Consider the following 21945-nt stretch of genomic DNA (forward strand, 5'->3'; position numbering starts at 1 on the left):
GAGACACTGATGACCGATACGACCGGCTCGCACCTGCTCCTCAATCGCCGCACCATGATAGGGGCCGCTGCCGCCATGATCGGCGCACCGGCGATCCTGCGCGCACAGCAACTCTTCGCCGCCTATCCGTTTCGCCTCGGCATCGCGGCGGGGGATCCGGCCGCGGACGGGTTCGTGATCTGGACCCGGCTCGCCCCCGACCCGCTGGCCGAGCATGGCGGCATGCCGATGCAGCCAGTCGAGGTCGAGTGGCGGGTCGCGACCGATCCGCGCTTTGCGACGCTGGTTGCCGGCGGCAAGGCGCTAGCGCGTCCCGAACTCGCGCACTCGGTCCATGTCGAGGTCGCCGGCCTGTTACCCGATCGCCCCTATTGGTACCGTTTCACGGTCGGCAGCGAGCGTTCGCCCGCGGGATGTGCGCGCACGCTGCCGATCGCCGGCGCATCCCTCGACCGGCTGCGCTTCGCGGTCGCCGGCTGCCAGAATTTCGAGGACGGGCTCTACACCGCCTATCGTTACCTCGCGGCGGACGATCCCGCCTTCGTCTTCCATTATGGCGACTATATCTACGAAGGCCGGAGCGCGCCGATGCCGGTCGGCTATGACGGCAAGCCCCGCCGATTCGTCCGCGCGCATGCCGGGCAGAAGCTGTTCGACCTCGCCGATTATCGCCGCCGCTACGCCCAGTACAAGACCGACCCGGATCTCCAGGCCGCCCATGCGGCGGCGGCATGGTTCGTGACGTTCGACGATCACGAGGTCGAGAACAACTGGGTCGGCGAGATCGACCAGGAGAAGGACCCGCCCGAAGTGTTCGCGCTACGCCGTGCGGCTGCATTCCAGGCCTATTACGAGCATATGCCCCTGCGCCGCTCGGCGTTTCCGGGCCCTGCCGGCATGCAGATCTATCGGCGCGCGACGATCGGCAACTTGCTCGACCTGCATTTGCTCGACACCCGGCAATTCCGGACCGACCAGCCCTGCGACGACGGCTTCAAGCCGCGTTGTGCAGGCTGGGCGGATCCCGCGGCGCAGGTGATGGGACGGACCCAGGAGGCATGGCTGTACACGGCGCTCAAGCAAAGGACGGCGCGCTGGAACGCGCTGGCGCAGCAAGTGATGATGATGCCGCTCGACCGGCGAACGGGTGACGAACCCGCGCCGATCCGCAACATGGACAGCTGGGGCGGCTACGACGCGCCGCGCGAACGCGTCCTCAAGATGGTCGAAGGCCTCGGCAATATGGTCGTGCTGACCGGCGACGAGCATCAGAACTATGCGGGCGTCCTGCGCACCGAAGGCGGCCAAGGGGATGCCGTCGCCGTCGAGTTTGTTGGCACGTCGATTACCTCGGGCGGCGACGGCGCGGACCGGCGGGTCGGCGAAGACCGCATCCGCGCTCGTAACCCGTTTCTCGCCTGGACCAACGACCGGCGAGGCTATCTGCTCTGCGATGTAAACGCGAACCAGTGGAAGACGGAGTTCCGCACCGTCGATACCGTGATGCGTCCGGACGGCGTGGCCAAGACGTCCGGTACGGCGATCGTCGAGCACGGCCGGGCCGCTGTGATGGTGACATGACCGCACCTTAGTATGAAACCGATACCTCGATCTGTGCCGATGCGGGCAAAAGCCGCGTTTAAGCCCCGGTTACCCTGCGCATTCCGGCCCGCTTGCGCTTTTATGTGCGCGCGTCGATTGTGAACCTGGCGCGGCGATAGGCGCCTGGTCATGACAAGCTCGACCCAGTTCCGGACGTTCAGTTGCCCTTCCCCGCTTCCCAACCTCAGCCGTTCGTTCATCGGGCTGGAAGTGACCGACGCTGATCGCTGGCGCCTGCGATCTCACTGGCTGCGTGCTGCAATGTCTTTGCCTGTGCCGAAGGCGGTCCCCGCCATGTTGGCAATGCAGTCTCCGTTCAGCCGCGCCCGGGGGTCACGAAGGAAGGCCATCGTCATCTGCCCACCGCAACGGTTGAACATTGCTCCATGGGACTGCCCAGAAACCTGCACGAACCTTGCGTTGGTCATAGTACGGAGCAGGCGACGGCCCCAGGCCGGTGGTGTGATTGGATCGAACTCACCAGCGAGGATGAGGACCGGCACGTCGCTTGTCACCGGAGCGTTTGCCAGCGCATCGGCGGAAAAGACGCGCCACGCCGCACACATTTCCGGCGTCGCCGTGCGATTGTCGGTTCCGCCCAGACCCAACGTCGGGGATATCTGCGAGGTCATCCGATGGGCGTTCTCGAACGGCATTTCTTCACCGCACCAGATCGACTAGCGCAATCCCCAGTTGAAAGTCGATGCGACCCGTCGGGTCCGCGGCAGCAGTCCGGTCAAACGGCCTCCGGCGGTCTCGCTAATGATGTTAGGCAAGGCCGGAATAACGCCGGGTTGCTGTAGACCGGCGCCTACAGCCTCGACGATATCGCGACCACGCAGCACGCGACCCGGTGCCGGGATACCGTCGCGATCGGCATCGGCGACTAACGCGGCGAAGCGAGCGCGAAGGTCCGGGTAGCGGACGTCGCACACCTGATCGCGGGCGCAAGCGTCCAGCAGGGCGTTAATCGCGCGCCCTAGTTAAGAGGCAGCCGTCTCGTCATAGTTGACGTCGACGGGCAGCACTGAATCGAGAACGACACTACGCACACCCTCCGGATGGCGTTGCAGCACCGTCTGGGCCAGACGCGTGCCGTAGGGGAAGCCGATCAGGTTCCATTGCCGGATACCCAGCGCGCGACGCAAATCGTCAAGGTCATCTGCGGTCTCGGCCGAGGTATATCCATCGAGATCGACGCCCGACGCGCTTAGCTCTGCCCGGCAGCGGGCTGCCGCCGCTGTCTGCACGGTGGGAGTCGCATTCGCGGCACGAAGATCGTTTATCTCAGGGCAGCCAAGCGACGGCCGGGCGAACTTGTTGCCCCGACCTTCCAGAAGGATCTGGTCGCGTTCCGCGAGGAACGGGTTCCCTTTACCTGTCGTTCGTCCGTCGATGCTGCTCAGACCCGGTCCCCCGGGAAGATAAACGACCGGGTCGGCCGCGGGAGCGGAGGCGGTGCTGCGAAAGATCATTACCGGAAGACTGATCGTGCGGCTTCGAGCCTTTCGCCGGTTCTCAGGCACGAATAGCAGACCGCATTCAATCCTTTCGGTGGGCACGACCTTTACGACGCACTCTGACTTTTCGAAGCGTGGCTTCACTCGCCTGCCATCGGATGCACTCGCTGTCGTCGATGCCATTATCGCAAGGGGTATCAGGGTAAATCTGACGCGGTGAAATTGGATCAAAACGGTCCCCCGGCAAAACAGCATAGCAGTGTACTGCTGTAATAATACGCCATTACAACATAGCTCGTTGCCAGCACTCTCGGTTGGAACTCGTAACGGACAGCCGCAACTTCCAATCGGCCAGTTAGAGAGAGCTCAGGCCCAGAAGCAGCCATTCCGCTGGCTTTGCGCCTTCGCCGCTTTCGGAAATTCGTTCAGATACACTTAACTACGCAAGTTTTCTCGGCCGGATAATAGTCACACGGCCGCTTTTCCGACAATCTATCACATTAGCCAGTATATTGGGCGGTGCGCTGCAGTTTAACTTGGCCGACATCTATTCAACAACTATCAGCAGGTCTCGACCTACGTTCGCCTACACCCGGTTACTGCCGACCGGCACGTGCAAACTACGTTACCACGCCAATGTAAGTGATATCGTCGCCAGCGGAACGATAGAGGCTGTCGTGCCATCGGGAGCGTCGCGCCGTCGGAGTTGAGCGTCGCGAACTAAAGCGAGAACTTCGCCCTGCAACGTCGCCTTTGCGCCAGCGATCTTCAACGGCTGGGCAACGCTCACCCCGCCGCTGCCGTAAACCCTGTCTCCGCTATCCGCTGCATAGAAGCTGCGCCAACCGCCACCGACCGAGACTGACAATGTGAGCGTGAGGCCATCCTTTGAGCGTGTGAGGGGGAACGCGGGGGCTATGCCGACGATCGTGTAGAAGCCCCCCTGCCCCTTCGTCCGCGTCGTGGCGGCAAAGCGGGGAGCAAGGAATCCCACTGCGTCCTTGCCGGTGTACAGGAACGTCAGGCTGGCTTCATGGGTCGTGCTCGCCACGCCGTTGGGACTTGCCTTGATGGCATAGGCTGCGGCGGCCGACAGCCCATCGACCGGTCGCCATGCCAGACCGACGATCGTGTTGCTCTCGTACCAACCGCGCGGACGGGATCTTTCGTCGGGGCGGGGCGCGTGAAAGCCGTTTGAGCTTTGCCCTACGAGGAACAGCGTCCCCTGCCCGTCCGCACCGCGCTTCAGCACTGCGGCGGCGCCGACCGAGACATGGACCGGAACCCTGCCAAGACCGGCGGCATCGTCGTCATACGCACCTCGCGCGTAATCGCCGTTGCGGACGTCGAACGAGACGATCGGATGAACGCTCGCACCGCCGACATCGACCTCAGATAACGTCGCATCCTCGGTGTCGATGAACGGCACGGTCTGCGACGACGCGGGTGACGCAGCGACCAACGCGAGCGTCGCTGCGAGAACCATCAAGGCCGGTATGGTCACGAGGTGCGTCGCACCATCCACACGGTATCCCCGGCATCGTCGACGACGAAGATCGCGCCGTCGTCGCGCGTCTGCACGCTCACCGGTCGACCATAGACTTCATTCGTCTTCTCGTCTGCGACGAACCCGGTCAGGAACGGCTGCGGCGCGGCCGTCGGCCTTCCGTTTGCAAATGGTACCGCGAGCACGTCATACCCGATGAACGTTGACCGGTTCCACGAGCCATGCCGCGCGACATAAGCAACCTGTTGGTCGGCCGGCGTTCCCTGTGCGAACGCTACGCCCAGCGCAGCGGCATGGGGACCGACCGCGACGTCGGGCATCAACGTCGTCGCCAATAGTTCGCGCCTGTCATTCGCATGACGCGGATCCTGCTTGCCGTAATAGCTGTAGGGCCATCCGTAGAAACCACTATCGCGCACACCGACGAGATAGTCTGGCGCAATATCGTCGCCGAGCTGATCGCGTTCGTTGACGGCGGCCCACAGCACGTTCGATCCCGGCGCCCACGCCATACCGACCGGGTTGCGAAGCCCGGATGCATAAAGACGCTCTCGTCCGGTACGAAGATCGACCGCGAGAATTGCTGCCCTGCGTGTCTCCTCGTCCATACCATGCTCACCGACATTAGACGCCGAGCCGACCGACACGTACAACGTTCGCCCGTCCGGACTGAGCAACAGGTTCCGCGTCCAGTGGTTATTGTAGCCACCCGCGGGCAGCGACACGAGCGGCTGCGACGTTGCGGTTACGCGCGTCTGGCCGGGCGTGAACGGGACGCTGACGACACCGTCGGTATTGGCGACATACAGGCGACCGTTTGCGTACTGCATGCCGAACGGCTGGTTGAGCCCCTCCATCAGTACGAAACGCTGTTCGGCAACGCCGTCGCGGTTCGCGTCGCGTAGCAAGGTGATACGGTTGGCGCTGAAGCCCGTCGTTTTTGACAGGGCTTGGCCCCGCTGAACGTCCGGCTCGGCGTCCAGCTTCGGCTTCGTACGAGCCTCTGCGACAAGCACGTCGCCATTGGGTAGCAACAACGCCTGGCGAGGATAGTCTAGTCCGCCCGCGAATTTAACGACCTCAAACCCTTGCGGCGCCTTTGGCTTACGTCCCTCGGGCCACCCGATCGTCTTAGGATGGTTGACCACGGACGCAGTCGCATAAGGCTCTGCTTGCGCCTTCAGGCCTACCACTGCCGGTGTTTGCTGTGCGACGGCGCCGCTTGTCAGGCTTAAAAGGCTGACGGCTGCGAGAATCGTTTTCATAATGTCTCCCGGATTATGATCGATAGTGTAACCCCCTGACAATCAAGGATATCCGCGAGACAGACAGCCGTGCGAATTATTTAGGCTCCGAGCGATCGGCCCTTGGTGCAACGTCCCATGGCCGGGGAACTGCTCGAACCACTTAAAATGACAAAAGTTTCACGTTCACCGTGGCACGAAAAGGCTGCCGCGCGTTGTCGCCGTTCCTCAGCGAACGGGATATCATGCCGAAAACACTCACTATTATCGGCATGGGCGCCTGCGGTGTTGCCGCGTTCGCCGAAGCTGTAACGCGGCTTAGCTACGATCCGGGCGAAGGTTGGATGATCCACCTGATCGAACGTGACGATGAGCTTGCTCGGGGATTGGCGTTCGGCACCGAGCAACCCGGACATCTTCTGAACACGGAATCCCGCCTCATGGGGCTCTACGACCGGGAGCCGGGCCATTTCCGGACCTGGCTGGAAGCGCGGCGCGCGGCATCCGGCTCCCCGCTCGATCCCGATGGTGTCGAATACCCGCAGCGCCGCGAATACCGCGTCTACATGCAAGGGGTTCTCGACCACGCGCTCGATCAGGCACGGACCACCGGGATCGATGTCCACGTCCACCGCGAGGAAGCTATCGCTATCGAGGGCGATCATGCCGCGGCGACGGTTCGGCTCGCCAACGGGTCGACGATCGGGACGGACGTCGTCCTGTTGACGATTGGCACGCCCGATCCGAATCGGTTCGGCGATCTAAACGGTATGTCCGGCTATTTCGACTCGCCCTATCCCGCCCACCGCATGACCGAGGGGATCGAGCGAGATCAGTCCGTCGTCATCCTCGGCAGCGGCCTGAGTGCCCTCGACGCAGTGATGACCCTGCTCGACGATGGGCATCGCGGTCACATCCACCTCGTATCGAAGGAGGGGATGCTGCCACGCGTCGAAATCCCGGCACCCGAGACGGGGTATGACCGTCAGCACCTCACGCTCGGAAACGTCCATCGACTGATCCGCGAGCGGGGCAGTGCCTTCTCGGTCGTGGACCTGTTCCGCCTCTTTCGTCTGGAAGCAGAGACTGCTGCCGGACGCGCGATCGATTGGCAGGCGGAGGATCGCTACGACGGCGATGCCGAGACTGCCTTGTTGCACGACATTGCCGCAGCGGAAGCCGGGGACGAACCTTTCCAGCGCATTCTCACCGCCGCACGGCATGATTCAACGGCGATCTGGAACCTGTTGCGGCCCGCCGACCAGAAACGGTTCGGGCAATGGCTGGCCCCGCATTTCGCCGCCGCACGCTTCGTCACGCCGATGGCGAACGCACGGCGATTGGCGGATGCAATGACCCGCGGGTTGCTCAGCGTACGCGGGCGGATCAGCGAGACCGTTGCCCACGAGAGCGGTACGGGCTTCACGGTCCGGTTCGAGAATGGCGACACGCTCGACACACCGATCGTCGTCAACGCCACGGGCCAGGCCACCACGCTCGACGAGATGAAGGAGCCACTTATCAAGGACCTGCTCGCGAAGGACTGGCTGCAACCGCATCCGGTCGGCGGGGCCATCGCGCACCGGGCAACGTGTCGGATCATATCCGCCACGCGCGACGCACCTCGGTTGTACGCGCTCGGCCAATTGCTGAATGGCGAGTTGCGCGACACCAACGCAGTCTGGTTCAACGTCGAATGCGCCGGTCGTGCGGTCGACGATATCCTGCGCCAGCAATGAGCGCGCTCGGTAATATCGCGGCGGCGCTGCTGCCGCTCTACGGCGTAATCCTGCTCGCATGGGCCGTCGGCGCCCGCGTGCCCTGGGCGGCGAAGCTGTGTTCAAAGGTCCTCGTCTTCGCCCTCATCCCGTTGCTGGTCATCGACAAGGTGCTCGGCACGGAACCACGACAGCTGCTGGTGATTCCGCCGCTGATGTTCGTTGTCTCGGCCCTGATGAGCATCCCCGCATACCGGTTGGCCAAGCGGCTGGGCGACGACTTCGACCCCAAACTGCTGTCGGCGTCCTTCTCGTTCTTCAACGTTGCGTTCTTCGGGGTGCCCGTCAGCCAGGCGTTGTTCGGCGAGGTCGGCGTATCGACGGTAATCTGCGCATATATCGGCAGCGCGCTGTACGGCAACACGATCGGGTATTTCCTCATCGCCCGGACCAAGGAGGGTACGCGCACCGCCGCGACCAAGGCGTTGCGGGTGCCGCTCGTCTATGTCGTCATCGGCTCGATCATCGCGAAATGGGCTGGCGTGACGATGCCTGAAGCGGCCGCGCCGATCGTCTCGATCGCCAGCACGCTGGTGTCGGTCCTAGGCATGGCGGTGATCGGCCTCAACCTCGCCGAAACCGGCCGGGACGACTGGCGGCCAAAGCTGATGGCGCACATCCTCGCGGTCAGGCAGGTCGCCGGCCTGACACTGCTCGGCGCAGCGCTGGCCCTCGAAGCGGCATTCGTCGACGTGCTAAGCCCGCGCGACCGCGTGATCGTCGGGCTCGTCGCGCTGTTCCCGATCGCCAGCAACGTGACCCTGTTCGCGACCCTCCTCGACACGAACCGCAAGGCGGCCGCGATCCTCGTCGCGCTGTCGAGCGCTGTATCCCTCGTCCTCGTTCTGCTGGTCGTGGGCGCCTTTCACTCGGTCATGCCGACAAGTTAGTCTCGGTTCCTTGGGCAGTCCGGCTTTCAGCCGATGGCAGCGCCGTAAAACGCTGCCATTGACACGGCGGATCAACAGGCGGTCATGACCGACAGCAGGTCATCCACGTCTCCCACGGCGAACGCCGAGAACTCGTCGCCGATCGCATAGGGGAGCAGGATGCGACGATCCTGGATCAGCGCGCCGCAGCTATAGGTCACGTTCGGCACATAGCCCCCGCGTTGCTCCGCGCTCGGGAACAGCAACGGCGACGCGGTGCGCGCCAGCACCTTGGACGGATCCTCCTTGTCGAGAAGGCAGGCGCCAATGCAATATCCCCGGACCATACCGACACCGTGCGTGAAGACGAGCCAACCCTCGTCTATCTCGATCGGCGAGCCGCAATTGCCCAGCTGCACGAACTCCCACGGATATTTCGGCGCCATGATCGGCGCTCCGATTTCCCACGTGTAAAGATCGTCCGATCGCAGCAACCAGATATTCTCGCTGTCCTGCCGCCCCAGCATCACGAACTGATTACCGATCCGCCGCGGGAAGAGCGCCATACCCTTATAGCCCGTCATGGCTCCGGTAAGCGGCCTCATCTCGACACGGCGCAGGTCGACCCCGCGCAGGATTTCTTGGCGCGCGTCTTTGCCGTCGAACGCGGTGTACGTGCCGATGATGCTGCGGACGCCGTCGTGATCGGTGAAGTTGACGAGGCGAAGATCCTCGATGCCTTGGCGCTGGCTGGGTAGCACGGGGAAGATGACGGTTTCGGACGCGTTCTGGCTGTCCTCGCACAGCAGCCGGACCCATCCGTCATCCTGGCGTTCGATGCGCGGCGGCACGCCGTGGGCGCTCGGCGGATCGATCACCAGCCGGTCGCCCGGCCCCCATTCACCGGTGCGAAACGTAATCGACGAGATATGCCCCTCACCGATCCCGCGCAACGACAGGACGAAACGGACGGCGCCGGGCATGCTCGGCTCCTCGTCCGTCAGAGAGACGATGCTGGGATTGAATAACGCGGCGGACTCGAACGCGTATTCTTGACTGAAATACGCGCCAATTAGGAGGCGCTCGGCATTGGTGAAATCACCGTCGCTCAAGTCCTGCCGTACTTCGTCGTAGCGCCGCAACAGCACCTGCTCGACGTTGCGATGACGCTCGCGCATCGGCGTCAGCAACAAGTCGAGCATCCTCGCCCGCATCGTATCGTCCAGCGCCAGGATGCGGTCTACGACCACCTGGCTGCGTGGCGGGTGGTCCGCCTCGAACGCCTGCGGATAGCCAAAGCTGAACGGCCTGATCACGGTGCGCGACGGATCGGGTTTCAGTTCTACGTCGAGCGTAGCGAAAACATCGGCAGCGTTCATCGGCGTCGGGCCTTTCGGTTAGCGCGAGAGAACGCTCGCAACAGACCGTGTAACGATACCGAACCGGCCATGATCCCAAGCTGGCAGCAAAACGCGCGCTTTGCGGCTTCAAGTTGCAAGATCGCAGCGAGCGCTCAATCAAACGGTTTCGCGACGTCGCCGAGCGTTGCAGAAGGCGGCAATGAACGACACTACCTTGCCAGCAGAAGACGCCCTTGCGAAGCCCAAGCCAACGCTTGGTATTCGGCATGGTATGGCGTTGTGCGTCGGCATCGTGGTTGGAGCGGGCATCTTTCACGCTCCCGCAATGGTTGCGGGGGCAGCTTCCAGCGAAGCAATGTTCCTTGGAACCTGGGCTTTGGGTGGCCTGCTCTCCATCATTGGCGCGCTCTGCTATGCCGAGCTCGCCTCTGCCCACCCAAGTGCCGGGGGCGACTTCCACTTTCTCGAACTGGCATTCGGCCGCAGCGTGGCCTTCCTCTACGGCTGGGCGCGTCTCGCCGTAATACAGACCGGCTCGCTGGCGCTGCTGGCCTACGTCTTCGGGGACTATGTCGCGGCCGTCTGGTCGTTCGGACCTAATACCAGCAGCATCTATGCGACGCTCCTCGTCATCGGGCTCACGTTTCTCAATTGGCTCGGCATCCGACAGGGTGCCGAGGCGCAGTTCTGGATGACCTGCGCAGAAGTCGCAGGTCTTCTCGCCGTCATCGTCGCCGGGTTGCTCATTGCGCCAGAAGCCGCACCTGCTCCTCCTACCGAACGGGAGGGTGCCTTCGGGCTGGTGCTTGTCTTCGTTTTGCTGACCTATGGTGGGTGGAGCGAAGTAGTCTACATCTCCGCCGAGTTGAAGAATTCACGTCGACGTATCGCACCGGTGATCGTCGCCGGACTGGGACTGGTCACGCTGCTCTACCTGCTCGTGAACTGCGCCTACCTGAGGGCGCTGGGGTTGGAAGGCGTGGCAGGTAGTCAAACCGTGGCAGCCGATGTGATGGCGCACGCTTTTGGCCCCGCCGGCGCTACTTCGATAAGCTTAGCGATCGCGGTTGCGGCGCTCAGTTCGGCCAATGCCACCGTCATCACCGGTGCGCGCACGAGCTATGCATTGGGCCGCACATTCCCTCGTCTTGGCTGGCTCGGAGCTTGGAACGCCACCCGCGGCACGCCGGGCAACGCCATGCTTCTCCAAGGTGGCATCGCCCTCCTCCTCGTCCTAGGCGCAACGTTCAACCGCAACGCTTTCGGCGCGGTGGTCGAGTACACCGCGCCGGTCTTCTGGTTATTTCTGTTAATGGTGGGTGGAGCGGTGTTCGTGCTCAGACGTCGCGGTCCGCCCCCACCGGGTAGTTTTCGCGTCCCCCTCTATCCAATTCTACCGGCACTATTCTGCGCGACGAGCGCCTACCTTCTTTATTCGAGCATTGCCTATACCGGAGTAAGCGCGCTGGTCGGTGTCGCTGTCCTCGCGGTCGGCGTGCTCCTTCTGTTTCTGGTGCGAGATCCATCGCGACCCCCAGTAGGACAGGACTAACGCCACCGTCATTCGTGCGATAAGTCGTGCAAATACGGCATATTAATTCTGTGGAATACTGGCCTCACGGAATACTTGACGGTACGATTCAGATCGATGGCTCGTCGTTTCAATTTACCCGCGCTAGCTCTCACGCTGCTCGTCAGCGGGAGCGTCGCACTCGGTGCTCGGTGCCTTTCGCCGGGCGGTGCCCGGTGTTTCTGGGAAACGTTGACCGGTCATGGACCGACGCTTGACGTACCCTATCTCGGCACCCGACCGGAGGTGATCGACAAGATGCTAGACATGGCGGCCGTTGGTCCAGGCGACCGCGTGCTCGACCTCGGGACAGGTGACGGTCGCATTCTGATTGCTGCTGCCAGGCGTGGTGCTTCAGGAACCGCGATCGACATCGACCCGGTGTTGATCGGCGAGGCAAAAGCTGCCGCAATCAGGGTCGGAGTCGCTGACCTTACGCGCTTTATGGCGCAAGACCTGTTCGTAACTCCGGTGCGCGGCCACTCGGTCGTGACCATGTTCCTATTACCCCAAGTCAACTTACGTTTGCGCTCTCGCTTGCTGCGTGATCTTGCGCCTGGCTCGCGTATCGTCAGTCATGCTTTCGATATGGCGGATTGGGCGCCGGACAGCACCGGTCGGGTTGGTGGGTCGCATCCCTACCTTTGGCGAGTGCCCGCGGCGGTGGCTGGCGAGTGGGTGCTCGATGATGGCGCCCGGGTAACCCTACACCAACACTTCCAGGATATTGGTGGTGCGCTACGTCGCGCAGGGTCGACGGAGACGCTAACTCGCACCGGACTGCGTGGCAGCCTCATTCGCTTTACGGCACTGGGCCGTAACTGCGAGGGAGTGGTAAACGGTGATAGCATTACGGGCGCTAACTGACGCGCGCATCGCGCGATCAGAAAACCAGAACAAACCGCTTCCTGAGTAGGGTGCTGCTCGATCATACTCGACCCAGATCCGAAACTTCGGAAGCCAGTTCGCTGAGCGATATTGCCGTAGCAGCTTCAAGTCATCGGAACCCTCCCCCCTCCTTCCGCGCTTGAGCCATGAAGGAGAGACGGCATGGACGACCAGCGCGTGTGGGAATTCGAAGGTAGCCTATGGGATGCCCGCGGCGAGCATTACCAGGACCGGATCGACGCGGAGATCGTCATGGTCTTGCCCCGGCCGCCTTATGTCTTCCAGGGGCAGGAAGCGAAGGATGCGGTCAAGGCTACGCCCGATTGGGATTCGGTTGAGCTATCGGATCGACAAGTGTCACGACCTCAAGAGGGTCTGATCGTCGTTGCGTACACTGCGCGATGCGCGAGCGGCGACGAGAAGTACGAGGCCCACTGCACCTCGACTTTGCGGATGCGGGGACACGACGATTGGCTGGTCGTTCAACATCAGCAAACGCCACCCTTAACCGCTAGCGTGGAGGCCTGACCGCCGGCCTGCCGTTGCGCCTTATACATACCTGTACAGGTGTGACGGTACCTAATCGGGAGTCAGCGCCCTCATTGCTGGTGTAATCCCGACAGCCTCAACTGCGGCCTGTTATCGCGACCAATGGATCACCCAGGCGACCGTCGGCGAGTATGGAAGCCGTAGCATCGCGGAACCCTGCTGTTTCCAAATAGAGGCGGACAAGCGATGCGTGGCCCTGCGTATCGAGAGCGCGCAAGACCGCCACGGCCTTAGTCGGGAAGCAGCGGTTCGAGAAGCTTACGATGACGAGGCCTCCCGACTTCAGCACACGACGAACCTCGCGCAGTACCGCCAGGGGGTGTTGCAGATATTGAACGCCGACACAGATCAGTACGGCATCGTAGCGCGCGTCCTCTTCGGACAGGTCAGGCACATCGTTCAGGTTCTGGACGAACCAGCGATCAAGGCGCGGGTTGGCCGCGAGTTCCTCTGCGTTCATGCCCTGGCCGACGACCTCGGCATAGGCGACGTCATCCGGCAGGTGGCTGACCTAACTTGACATGAGGTCGAACACCCGCCCGCCAGTGGGGATCGAATCGCGGTACAGGCTGGTCAGGGCGCCGACAGCTGCCTCGTCGATGTGCGTGACTAAACGCGGGGGTGCGTAGAAGCCAAGGTCGTCGCCATCATCCTGACGGTCGAAGGCCCGCGCCGGCAGTCCCAATTCGATCGCTTCGGTCATGCGGTAAGCCCCTGCAATGCCAAGCCGCCAGTATCCGCGACCACAGCGTCCGTTGGGAACCGTATCCAGGGGCGCACCGCGAGATAGCGGTTGTCCTCAATCACCGGCGGCGGCCGAGCCAGACACCGGCCCCCGCGAGGCCAAGAACCGCCATACCGCCAGCCGCGGCTGCCAGCTTGCGCCCCCGGTGTGGATCGCGCCGGCCACCACCCGGACCGGCGGAGACGCCTGGTTCGAACAACACCCCATCGCTGTCGTCACCGTTGGGCGCGCGGGCGGACCAGGTGTCGAGGAAGCCACTCATGATCGCCGCCAGCAGGTTCGGCGCCGCGAACTCGCCGAGTTTGAAGGCGATTGCCGCCGCGCCGACCGCAGTGAGGTTACGGGGGTGCGTGGCGAGCCGCACGACAGCCTTAGCAACCGTCTCTGGTGCGAGCGAACCCGGGGGTAACGAAAGCTGTGCGCCAGTATAGTTACCGGCGTGGTCAACGCCGGGTGTGTCGACGAAGGTTGGGCGGACGTCGCATATGTGAATGTGCGGGCGCTTCGATACCTCACCGCGCAAGGCCGAGCTGAACCCGCGCAACCCGAACTTACTCGCCGAGTAGGCCGCAGCGTACGGCGTGGCGACAAAACCGCCCGCCGAAATCATGTTTACCCAGGTGCCGTGATCCTGCGCTAGGAAAGTCGGCAGTACTGCATGGACGTCGTTCATGTGGGCGACGAGGTTCACGTCGACGACACGGGCATGATCCGCGATCGGCACGTCTTCGTACCGGCCGAGCACACCGACGCCTTCGCAGCTGAACCAAAGATCAATGCCACCAAGCAGATCGCACGCCTCGGCTGCGAACGTCGCCACAGCGCTCGCGTCGGTGCAGTCGACCGGACGGACAGTCGCGTGGCCGCCCGCCGCTGCGCAGCACCGCGCAACGTCATCCAGCCCTTCTTTACCGCGGGCACCTATGACGAGGTTTGCGCCCGCCTCAGCGAACGCCACGGCCGTCGCGGCGCCAATGCCACTTGACGCACCGGTGACGACCACCCGCTTCCCGGCGAGAGTATGACCAGCACTCATTGGAAGCTGCCCAACGCGTTAGGCACCGGACCGATGGGGAGGCGGCGCTGTCGCGTCGAAGGAACTGTCCTGTGATCAACCATGGACCCTAACGTTCCGACACCCCCCCGGTGTTCCGCGTCGGGGAGGCGTCTCACGATCTAGTCCTGCCGACATTGGCCACGGAGACCTACTGTAATCCATCTAGCGTTTGTCTCGCTAGGCACCTCGATCTGCAGCGGGCACGATCGCGCTCTCGACGATGCCATGCAGCGCATCAATGTGCCCCGCGTCTCTGGCGCCATTTGGGTCCGACGTCATAACCACCGTTATTCGCAGATCGGGGATGACGTAGATCATCTGGCCGCCATAGCCCCAGGCAAAGCGCACTGGATGACCTCTCATCTCGGTAAGGAACCAGCCATAGCCGTACTCCTTCCCGCTCCACGGTGAGATCGCGCGTGGCGTCCAGCTTTGCGCGATCCATTTGGCCGGGACGATGCGCCGGCCTTCAATCATACCACCTAATCGATAAAGCTCGCCAAAACGGGCAAGTGCTCGGGGCGAGAGTTTCATCTCGTTGCCACCAAAGTAGATGCCTTGCGGGTCAGCCGGCCAGGACGGGATCGCGATCTCGAGCGGCTCACCGAGCCACGCCCGCGCGTTGGCAAGCGTGCTCTTTCCTGTCGCGCGCGTCAGCATCGCCGAGAGCAGGTGGGTAGATCCGGTGGAGTAGAGCATCGCCGTTCCGGGATCAGCGACGAACGGCCGGGCCAGCGCGAAACGTACCCAATTGGGGCTAGATACCCAGCGGCCGTAGTTCTCGCCGGAAGTGCGCTCGAGCCCAGCTTGCATCGACAGGAGGTTGCCGATGGTCACCCCCGCGAGACGTGGGTCAGGATCGGCGGGCGCGTCTCGTCTGAGCAGCGGCAGTACCGGCTGGTCGACGCTGTCAAAGACACCGCGTTGTATAGCGATGCCGATCAATGCCGACATTACCGACTTCGACGCCGACTTGATGTTGACCGGCTGATCTAGCGGGGGACCGCCGTTAAACACCTGCGCTGTCAGCGTCTGTCCGTCGCGAAGAATGAGGAGCGAACGGAGCCGCGGGAGTACGGCGGCCCGGGCCTGCACGTCGCGCATCGCTGCGGCGTTCATCCCTTTCGTGTCCGATCCGGCGACCGCGCTCGAACTGGCCGCACCGGCGGACGACGCTGATCCGTCGCAGGCGGTGAGGAGGATAAGCAAGGGAAGGATGAGCCGCATCGGCAACATGTCGCCCGTCAAATTTGCCTTACAAGCCCGCTACACGGCACGTTATCTCCGTTGAGCCGTTTCCTGCTGATGCCACCAGCAGGAACTGATATGACCGACGATCCACGCACCAGCCATCCGACAAGTTTTCCAATGAGCCGCAACAGCCGCGGCCCGGCTTGACGACGAACATGCGAACTAAGCCTGATCATGGCGAGGAAAGTTACGTCGGCAAGGGCCTGCTCAAAGGCAAGGTGGCGCTCATAGCAGGAGGAGATTCCGGTATCGGCCGGGCAGTAGCGATTGCTTATGCCCGTGAAGGTCCAAGCGTGGCGATCTCATACCTTGCGGATGAGCAGACCGACGCTGAGGAGACACAGACCTCGGTTGAGCAGGCAGGGCAGCGTTGCGTTTTGCTACCAGGCGATCTCCGCGACCGGGATCATTGCGTAAGCATCGTAGAGCGTACGATCGCGAATTCGGCGGTATTGATGTGCTCGTAAACAATGCCGCCGCTCAGACAATGAACGACGACCTGGATAGCATCGATGATGACGAGATGCAGGGTGCCTTCGCTGCTAACGTCTTTGCCATGATCCGTTTAGCCAAGGCGGCTGCGCCGCATATGAAGCCTGGTTCGGCGATCATCAACAGGACCAGCGAACAGGCAAAGGTCGCTGGCAAGAACATGATTGTCTACGCGGCGACCAAGGGCGCTATCTCGAGCCTGACGGTGGGCCCGTCCAACCTTTTATCCAGTGACGGCATTCGCGTGAACGCGGTGGCGCCCGGTCCAATCTGGGCGCCTATCCAGCCGATCGCCAAGTCACCCAAAGAACTGGAAACGCTCGGCCAGGACACTCCGATCGGCCGCGCTGGCCAGCCGGGCGAACTCGCTACCGCCTATGTGATGCTCGCGTCGGCAGAGGGGAGCTACATGTCCGGTAATGTCGTGGCCGTGACCGGCGGGGTTCCGATTTCCTAATCCCTGCCGGCATAACCTCAGCCGATCGAGACTAAGCGTTCAGCTGAGGTTGCCACAAGACCCAGAAGGCGACGCTCACGGCATTCGAACAGCTCGCCCAAACCGGACGCTGGTTCATATGCTGCGGCCAGCCCAGTGTGGTGTTAGAGAGGGCCGATGGCTGTCTTAAACAATTTCCAGCGTGACCAAAGTGGCGTTGCTACCAGAATGGTGGCGGCACTTTGTGTCACTATCCTGGTGACGGCGGCTTGCATGCACGTGAGTGTCCCGGCGTTTCTCCCGCTGCAAGATCGCCTGATTGCTGTCGCAAGGGCAGACCTTTTGGTCCTCTTCTGGCTTGCAGCGACGATTGGAAACGTGGCGCGACTACGTTTCTTCTCGGCAACCGATATCGCCGGCAGTGCCTCCACGACCGGCAGTGCGGACATAAGCAGCGCCAACGCAGTGTTGCAAAATACCTTGGAGCAGGTGACGTTGGCGGTTCCGATCCATGTCGCGCTGGCAGTGCTGGTTGAGTCGTCGGTGACGCTGATCATTGCGCTTTCGATGCTCTTTGCCGTCGGGCGTCTCCTGTTCTGGATTGGCTACGCGAATGGTGCGAGGTCTCGGGCATTCGGATTCGCGTTGACCTTTTACCCGAGTGTCGTTGGACTAATCATCGCGGTGGTCGCGGTAGTGCAATCGTCGCTCTAGCGATGTGAGCCGGGCAGCGACGGCAGCGACGACCCAGTTGAGGACATTCAGGCCGGCCCCGCCTCTTCCCGAAACCAGCCGTTCATTCATGTTCCGGTTTCGCGCTTAAGCTCCCGTCTTCGGCGCTTCCATAGATTCGCGGGTAGGTGCCTGGTCACCTTGATCTCGAGGAGGCTGACCATTTCTGGCTGCAGCAAAGCCTAATCATCCGGTATGTCGAGGCAAATTACGCGCGTGCCTGCCAGAGCCTCTCGGAAGCGTCGCTGCAGCTCGCTTTGATGCGCCTTCTCCATGACGAAAATCAGGTCAGCGTATCTGACCAGTTCAGCAGTGAGTGGGTTTTCGGCATCATGGTTGGTCCCGGCAGAGCCAACCTCCAGTTCTTCTTGCAACGAAACCATCTGCTAGGCCGTCGGGCTTCGCAGCTCGTTCTGGCTACACACCAACAGAACCGATGCTGTCCAAACTAGCCTAAACCGGCCAGAGCTTCTCTGTCGTCCGGGCACGACCGCATGCTTCGGTCCGAGCGCCCCGGAGCATGCTCGACAAATCCGGTCGGGGCCTTCAAACCGTGTCCGTACCGCGCAGGGTGCGCGTAACCGATCGGTCTGGAGCGCTCATGCATCGTCGCCACTTTCTCACGTCCGCCGGCCTCGCCTCTGCTCTTATGGCCCTGCCAGCGATCGCGCGCGCTGCGATCGGTCGCGACGACGCGAAATTGCGTGCCATGCTCGACCAGTTCTTCTACGCGCGGCTGGACAACAGCCCCGAACAGGCGACCTCGCTCGGTCTCGACACCGGCGCGCAAGTCGGACTTAAATCGAAGCTTGACGACACCTCACGCGCCGGCGAGCTGCGCCAGTTCGCGCGGGCCAGGACCGAGCTCGCTGCGCTGAAGACGGTGTCGCGCGACGCGCTGGGCGACGCGGGAAAGATCGATTACGACGTCGTTGAATACAGCCTGGACCGCATGATTGCGGGGCAGCGCTTCGCGTACGGCGCCAGTGCGGGCCGGTACGCGCCCTATGTGCTGACCCAGTTGAGCGGCGCCTATCGCGACGTCCCGGACTTCTTGGCCAACCAGCATGCGGTGAAAACCGCCGCCGACGCGGACGCCTATGTCGCCCGCGTGCAAGCCTTTGCAGGCGCGATCGATGCCGAAACTGAGCGGCAGCGCGAGGATGCCGCCAAGGGCGTGTTCGCGCCGGACTATATCCTCGACACCACATTGAAACAGCTGGCGTCGGTGCGCGACAAGGCGCCCGAAACGTCCGGCCCGGCAACCGATCTGGCTGCCAAGCTTAAAGCGGCCGGTTTGCCGCCCGAGCGCCGCTTGGCGGTTGCGGCGCTGATGCGCGAACGAGTGTTTCCCGCGCTTGATCGGCAACGCGCGCTGGTGACCGAATTGCGCAGCAAGGCGACGCACGATGCGGGCGTCTGGCGCTTACCGGACGGCGACGCATATTACGCCGCCGCGGCAAGTGCCGCCACCACGGTGGAACTGACCGGAGACGAGATCCACAAGCTCGGTCTGTCTCAGGTCGCGGAAATCGGCGCGCGCATTGACGGCATCCTCAAGACTCAAGGCATAACGCAAGGTAGCGTCGGCGAGCGTCTAGTCGCGCTTAACAAGCGACCCGACCAGCTGTACCCCAACACCGATACAGGTCGCGAGGCGCTGCTCGAGCAACTCCGTGCGCAAATCGCCGCGATGGCGAAGAGCCTGCCCGAGCAATTTGCGGTTCTGCCCAGGGCGCCGGTCGAAGTGCGTCGCGTTCCCGAGGCGATCCAGGCCGGCGCGCCAGGTGGCTATTATCAATCCGCCTCACTCGACGGGTCGCGATCGGCGATCTATTTCATCAACCTGCGTGACACGTTCGACCGCCCGAAATTCGGCCTGGCGACGCTGAGCTATCACGAGGCGATCCCCGGCCACCATCTCCAGGTCATGACGGCGCTGGAGAGCGAGGACATCCCGCTGATCCGCCGCCGCGGCTTCTATTCGGGGTATTCCGAGGGCTGGGCGCTCTACGCCGAACAGCTTGCCGACGAGATGGGCGTTTACGATGGAAACCCGCTGGGCCAGGTTGGCTACCTCCAGTCGCTGCTGTTTCGCGCCACCCGTCTGGTGGTCGATTCAGGCATGCATGCCAAGCGCTGGAGCAGGGAGAAGGCGACCGATTACCTGATTGCCACAACCGGTATCGCCCGTGGGCGCAGCCAGGGTGAGATCGACCGCTACACCGTCTGGCCCGGACAGGCCTGCAGCTACAAGATCGGTCATACCGTGTGGGTCCGCCTGCGCGACGAAGCCAAGCGGAAGGCCGGCGCCAACTGGGACCCGAAGCAGTTCCACCGCGTGCTGACCATGGGAGCGATGCCATTGACGGTGCTGGAGAAGGTCGCGCGGGAGCGGATCGCGTAGCAGACCAGATCCGGGAGTCCCGGAGACAGGGCAGAGCATATCGTTCTTCGGTACCTAGGCGGCAGTGATTCCCCATGAAACGCGCAACGCGTGCGGGTTAAATGTCGCGCCGTACGTTCTCATTGACGCACTGAATCGCAATCCTTGCAGCGTATGAATACCCACAAGCGGACGTTTAGGAGGCCTCGCCCCTTTTCCAACTTCGGACACTCATTCATCTTTAAAATGATAGTGCATATTGCCAAAGTTTGATCGTTAGCATCCTATTACGGTGGCAATACACAAAGCTTCGACGATATAATTTCAGCGCAACCAGGCTGGTCGGAAAGTATATAAGGTCAGTAACTAAAACAACGTAATCAGGCTAAGGTAGCCGTTCAGCGCCGGCTCGAATCTTGGGCTAAAGATCGGATGCACCGTTACTCCCAAGCCCGGCTGGATATAGATCCCCGCCGCAGCGCGATAGGCGTAGCTGGCCGTGGCAGCCCAGGTACCTTTGTAGAATGATTGGGTTGTCGGGACACGAGCGCGCAGTCCCTCCGGACTATACACGTTATACGTTGTTACCAACGACGCCAGATCGAACGGACGGCTTTTGATGAGACCGACGCCATAGACGCGGCCTTCGTAATATTGCGTGAAGAAGTTCTGTTCCGGTGGCGCGTAGTTGAATGTCGCTCCGGCATAGATTCCGCGAAAGGGTTTCGCCGGATCGGTCTGCGTCAGCTGTCGATCGGCAGCGACGAAAACGGCCCAATTATCTTTTTGCGCACCATCCGAGAAACGAGTGTAGCGCGTCGAATTGTGAATGCCGCCAAACCGTACCCAGGCAGATTTCGTTCCGGGCGCCGATGCCCGATTGAAACCGATTTCGTCGATCAATAAGACGCCAGTACCTGGCGGAGAGAAACGAAAACCTCCCGGGTTTACGGCGTTTTCCGCCGTCGCGCCCCCTGGTGGCAAGCTGCGCTGAATACCGAATTTGTTGTAGAAGCCGGCCTTGGATCGTACCCGGACGTTGATACCGGGAGCGGCAAACCCGCCATAACTCAAACCGAGTTGGAACGGGATCGTCGCCTGCGGTCCAAGGTTTCCGGTTGCCAGATTGCCACCGACGTTGATCCCGAGGAACTCCTGCGTGTTGTCGATGTAGCCCGCTTTGAAGTCCAACACCCCCGCGATCACATCCTGATAATAGTGGAGACGACCGATCCGGATTTTCTTCGGACCGTTCACTGCTGGAAAGCTGTTGTCGACGATGCTCAATGTCGTCGCGATCTGTCCACCCTTGAGCCCAATACGGCCGAGGTCATAGGTCGCGGTGAGGCTGGCCGTGGTATTGGTCCGCGTTATACGCTGACCGTTATAAAGCTGTGGTCCACGATAGCCGCGATCGTTCTGCAAGAAATCATATTGGAAGTTGGCCGTATTGATCGGCGAAATGCCTATCCCGATATCGGCGAGCGCATCACGAACGCCCAGATGATCGGCGAGGATCGTACGCTCGGACGTCTTGTCGAACAGGATCGCACGAACCGGACGAGCGTCGGGTCCGAGCGCGGTGGCTGCTATCCCACCGATCGGTCCAGCGACGCCTAGAAACGGCTTAAGCTTGCGTCCTTCCCCGATCCGAACTCCCGGCACATTCGCTGGAAGCGCAGCCAAGGCGGCCTCAAGGCGAGTAAGCGCGGCTTCATCCAGCGCCTGGGCGAAGAGTTCGGCCCCGTCCTGGTCGAGGTCGAGATCGGCGGTCTGATCAAATCTCGCAAGCATGTTGATGAAGGTAGCCGAGACCTCTGTCGTGGTCGACCTCTCGACGACTACGACAGCGGTGATCCAGAAGCGGACATTTACCCTGAGCTACTAGCTTCCCGACTTCGGCCACCCATTCATGTTTTTGGTTTCGGGGTTTCTGCCTGGCTGGACCGAACGACACCGAGAGATCCAAGGGTGCCCCTCTCAGCTATTTTCAGATGGCAAAACCGCTACACGCCCCT

At 62.2% G+C, this 21945-nt stretch carries 18 protein-coding genes and 1 pseudogene; 9 read left to right on the forward strand and 10 right to left on the reverse strand.

Annotated elements, in window-relative coordinates:
* Positions 1 to 9 precede the first annotated feature (9 nt).
* Positions 10 to 1581 (forward strand): alkaline phosphatase D family protein, encoded by a 1572-nt coding sequence (locus ASF00_RS07800; protein ID WP_082463291.1) that lies wholly within the window; start codon positions 10 to 12, stop codon positions 1579 to 1581.
* 263 nt (positions 1582 to 1844) lie between these two features.
* Here the strand turns inward: ASF00_RS07800 and ASF00_RS07805 are convergent, their stop codons facing one another.
* From ASF00_RS07805 to ASF00_RS07820, 4 genes are all read right to left on the reverse strand, one after another.
* A complete protein-coding gene (locus ASF00_RS07805) occupies positions 1845 to 2258 on the reverse strand; it encodes an alpha/beta hydrolase (protein ID WP_055876618.1) in 414 nt (137 codons plus the stop codon).
* Between the two features lie 327 nt (positions 2259 to 2585).
* Positions 2586 to 3077, reverse strand: coding sequence for an alpha/beta fold hydrolase (locus ASF00_RS07810; protein WP_055876620.1), 492 nt, complete (start codon positions 3075 to 3077; stop codon positions 2586 to 2588).
* A 610-nt stretch (positions 3078 to 3687) separates the two neighbouring features.
* Positions 3688 to 4548, reverse strand: a complete 861-nt coding sequence (locus ASF00_RS07815) for a hypothetical protein (protein ID WP_156348230.1) — start codon at positions 4546 to 4548, stop codon at positions 3688 to 3690.
* Between the two features lie 14 nt (positions 4549 to 4562).
* On the reverse strand, positions 4563 to 5477 hold the full coding sequence (locus ASF00_RS07820) for a PQQ-dependent sugar dehydrogenase (protein WP_235525673.1): 915 nt from the start codon (positions 5475 to 5477) through the stop codon (positions 4563 to 4565).
* 581 nt (positions 5478 to 6058) lie between these two features.
* Between ASF00_RS07820 and ASF00_RS07825 the strand changes: the two genes are divergently transcribed.
* Complete coding sequence (locus tag ASF00_RS07825) at positions 6059 to 7552, forward strand: FAD/NAD(P)-binding protein (RefSeq protein WP_156348231.1); 1494 nt, start codon at positions 6059 to 6061, stop codon at positions 7550 to 7552.
* Positions 7549 to 8481: an AEC family transporter gene (locus ASF00_RS07830; protein ID WP_055876633.1), complete on the forward strand. Its 933-nt coding sequence runs from the start codon at positions 7549 to 7551 to the stop codon at positions 8479 to 8481. Before ASF00_RS07825 ends, ASF00_RS07830 begins: the two co-directional genes overlap by 4 nt.
* Positions 8482 to 8552: 71 nt before the next feature.
* Here ASF00_RS07830 and ASF00_RS07835 read toward each other — a convergent pair whose 3' ends face one another.
* Entirely contained in the window at positions 8553 to 9839 is a 1287-nt protein-coding gene (locus ASF00_RS07835) for a glycoside hydrolase family 130 protein (protein WP_055876636.1), read from the reverse strand.
* Positions 9840 to 10020: 181 nt separating this feature from the next.
* On the opposite strand from ASF00_RS07835, the gene ASF00_RS07840 reads away from it, so the two are divergent.
* From ASF00_RS07840 to ASF00_RS07850, 3 genes are all read left to right on the forward strand, one after another.
* On the forward strand, positions 10021 to 11373 hold the full coding sequence (locus ASF00_RS07840) for an APC family permease (protein ID WP_055876640.1): 1353 nt from the start codon (positions 10021 to 10023) through the stop codon (positions 11371 to 11373).
* A 264-nt stretch (positions 11374 to 11637) separates the two neighbouring features.
* Positions 11638 to 12258 (forward strand): SAM-dependent methyltransferase, encoded by a 621-nt coding sequence (locus ASF00_RS07845; protein WP_055876643.1) that lies wholly within the window; start codon positions 11638 to 11640, stop codon positions 12256 to 12258.
* A 183-nt stretch (positions 12259 to 12441) separates the two neighbouring features.
* Positions 12442 to 12807 carry a hypothetical protein gene (locus tag ASF00_RS07850; protein WP_055876647.1) on the forward strand — a complete coding sequence of 122 codons (366 nt, stop codon included), beginning with the start codon at positions 12442 to 12444 and terminating at the stop codon, positions 12805 to 12807.
* Positions 12808 to 12904: 97 nt separating this feature from the next.
* Here the strand turns inward: ASF00_RS07850 and ASF00_RS18810 are convergent, their stop codons facing one another.
* The 4 genes from ASF00_RS18810 to ASF00_RS07865 form a co-directional block, all read right to left on the reverse strand.
* Positions 12905 to 13288 (reverse strand): class I SAM-dependent methyltransferase, encoded by a 384-nt coding sequence (locus ASF00_RS18810; RefSeq protein WP_200910497.1) that lies wholly within the window; start codon positions 13286 to 13288, stop codon positions 12905 to 12907.
* Between the two features lie 51 nt (positions 13289 to 13339).
* Positions 13340 to 13531 (reverse strand): hypothetical protein, encoded by a 192-nt coding sequence (locus tag ASF00_RS18815; protein WP_200910498.1) that lies wholly within the window; start codon positions 13529 to 13531, stop codon positions 13340 to 13342.
* A 100-nt stretch (positions 13532 to 13631) separates the two neighbouring features.
* Positions 13632 to 14609, reverse strand: coding sequence for an SDR family oxidoreductase (locus ASF00_RS07860; protein WP_082463295.1), 978 nt, complete (start codon positions 14607 to 14609; stop codon positions 13632 to 13634).
* A 198-nt stretch (positions 14610 to 14807) separates the two neighbouring features.
* Complete coding sequence (locus ASF00_RS07865) at positions 14808 to 15857, reverse strand: serine hydrolase domain-containing protein (RefSeq protein ID WP_055877234.1); 1050 nt, start codon at positions 15855 to 15857, stop codon at positions 14808 to 14810.
* A 179-nt stretch (positions 15858 to 16036) separates the two neighbouring features.
* Here ASF00_RS07865 and ASF00_RS07870 point away from each other — a divergent pair.
* From ASF00_RS07870 to ASF00_RS07885, 3 genes and pseudogenes are all read left to right on the forward strand, one after another.
* Positions 16037 to 16830 (forward strand): annotated as a pseudogene (locus tag ASF00_RS07870) (SDR family oxidoreductase).
* A gap of 156 nt (positions 16831 to 16986) precedes the next feature.
* Positions 16987 to 17523 (forward strand): MAPEG family protein, encoded by a 537-nt coding sequence (locus tag ASF00_RS07875; RefSeq protein ID WP_055876652.1) that lies wholly within the window; start codon positions 16987 to 16989, stop codon positions 17521 to 17523.
* A 619-nt stretch (positions 17524 to 18142) separates the two neighbouring features.
* Positions 18143 to 19948 carry a DUF885 domain-containing protein gene (locus tag ASF00_RS07885; protein ID WP_055876659.1) on the forward strand — a complete coding sequence of 602 codons (1806 nt, stop codon included), beginning with the start codon at positions 18143 to 18145 and terminating at the stop codon, positions 19946 to 19948.
* A gap of 345 nt (positions 19949 to 20293) precedes the next feature.
* Here ASF00_RS07885 and ASF00_RS18820 read toward each other — a convergent pair whose 3' ends face one another.
* Positions 20294 to 21721, reverse strand: a complete 1428-nt coding sequence (locus ASF00_RS18820) for a carbohydrate porin (protein WP_055876663.1) — start codon at positions 21719 to 21721, stop codon at positions 20294 to 20296.
* Positions 21722 to 21945 lie beyond the last annotated feature (224 nt).

The sequence above is a fragment of the Sphingomonas sp. Leaf34 genome (assembly GCF_001421805.1).
In the GTDB taxonomy this organism is placed as follows: Bacteria; Pseudomonadota; Alphaproteobacteria; order Sphingomonadales; family Sphingomonadaceae; genus Sphingomonas.

Coding starts and splice junctions, on each gene's coding strand:
- ASF00_RS07860 (WP_082463295.1), bottom strand. CDS start 14,609: ATGAGTGCTGGTCATACTCTCGCCGGGAAGCGGGTGGTCGTCACCGGT.
- ASF00_RS18820 (WP_055876663.1), bottom strand. CDS start 21,721: ATGCTTGCGAGATTTGATCAGACCGCCGATCTCGACCTCGACCAGGAC.
- ASF00_RS07825 (WP_156348231.1), top strand. CDS start 6,059: ATGCCGAAAACACTCACTATTATCGGCATGGGCGCCTGCGGTGTTGCC.
- ASF00_RS07800 (WP_082463291.1), top strand. CDS start 10: ATGACCGATACGACCGGCTCGCACCTGCTCCTCAATCGCCGCACCATG.
- ASF00_RS07885 (WP_055876659.1), top strand. CDS start 18,143: ATGCATCGTCGCCACTTTCTCACGTCCGCCGGCCTCGCCTCTGCTCTT.
- ASF00_RS07835 (WP_055876636.1), bottom strand. CDS start 9,839: ATGAACGCTGCCGATGTTTTCGCTACGCTCGACGTAGAACTGAAACCC.
- ASF00_RS07810 (WP_055876620.1), bottom strand. CDS start 3,077: ATGATCTTTCGCAGCACCGCCTCCGCTCCCGCGGCCGACCCGGTCGTT.
- ASF00_RS07850 (WP_055876647.1), top strand. CDS start 12,442: ATGGACGACCAGCGCGTGTGGGAATTCGAAGGTAGCCTATGGGATGCC.
- ASF00_RS07830 (WP_055876633.1), top strand. CDS start 7,549: ATGAGCGCGCTCGGTAATATCGCGGCGGCGCTGCTGCCGCTCTACGGC.
- ASF00_RS07865 (WP_055877234.1), bottom strand. CDS start 15,857: ATGCGGCTCATCCTTCCCTTGCTTATCCTCCTCACCGCCTGCGACGGA.
- ASF00_RS18815 (WP_200910498.1), bottom strand. CDS start 13,531: ATGACCGAAGCGATCGAATTGGGACTGCCGGCGCGGGCCTTCGACCGT.
- ASF00_RS07840 (WP_055876640.1), top strand. CDS start 10,021: ATGAACGACACTACCTTGCCAGCAGAAGACGCCCTTGCGAAGCCCAAG.
- ASF00_RS18810 (WP_200910497.1), bottom strand. CDS start 13,288: ATGAACGCAGAGGAACTCGCGGCCAACCCGCGCCTTGATCGCTGGTTC.
- ASF00_RS07805 (WP_055876618.1), bottom strand. CDS start 2,258: ATGCCGTTCGAGAACGCCCATCGGATGACCTCGCAGATATCCCCGACG.
- ASF00_RS07875 (WP_055876652.1), top strand. CDS start 16,987: ATGGCTGTCTTAAACAATTTCCAGCGTGACCAAAGTGGCGTTGCTACC.
- ASF00_RS07815 (WP_156348230.1), bottom strand. CDS start 4,548: ATGGTTCTCGCAGCGACGCTCGCGTTGGTCGCTGCGTCACCCGCGTCG.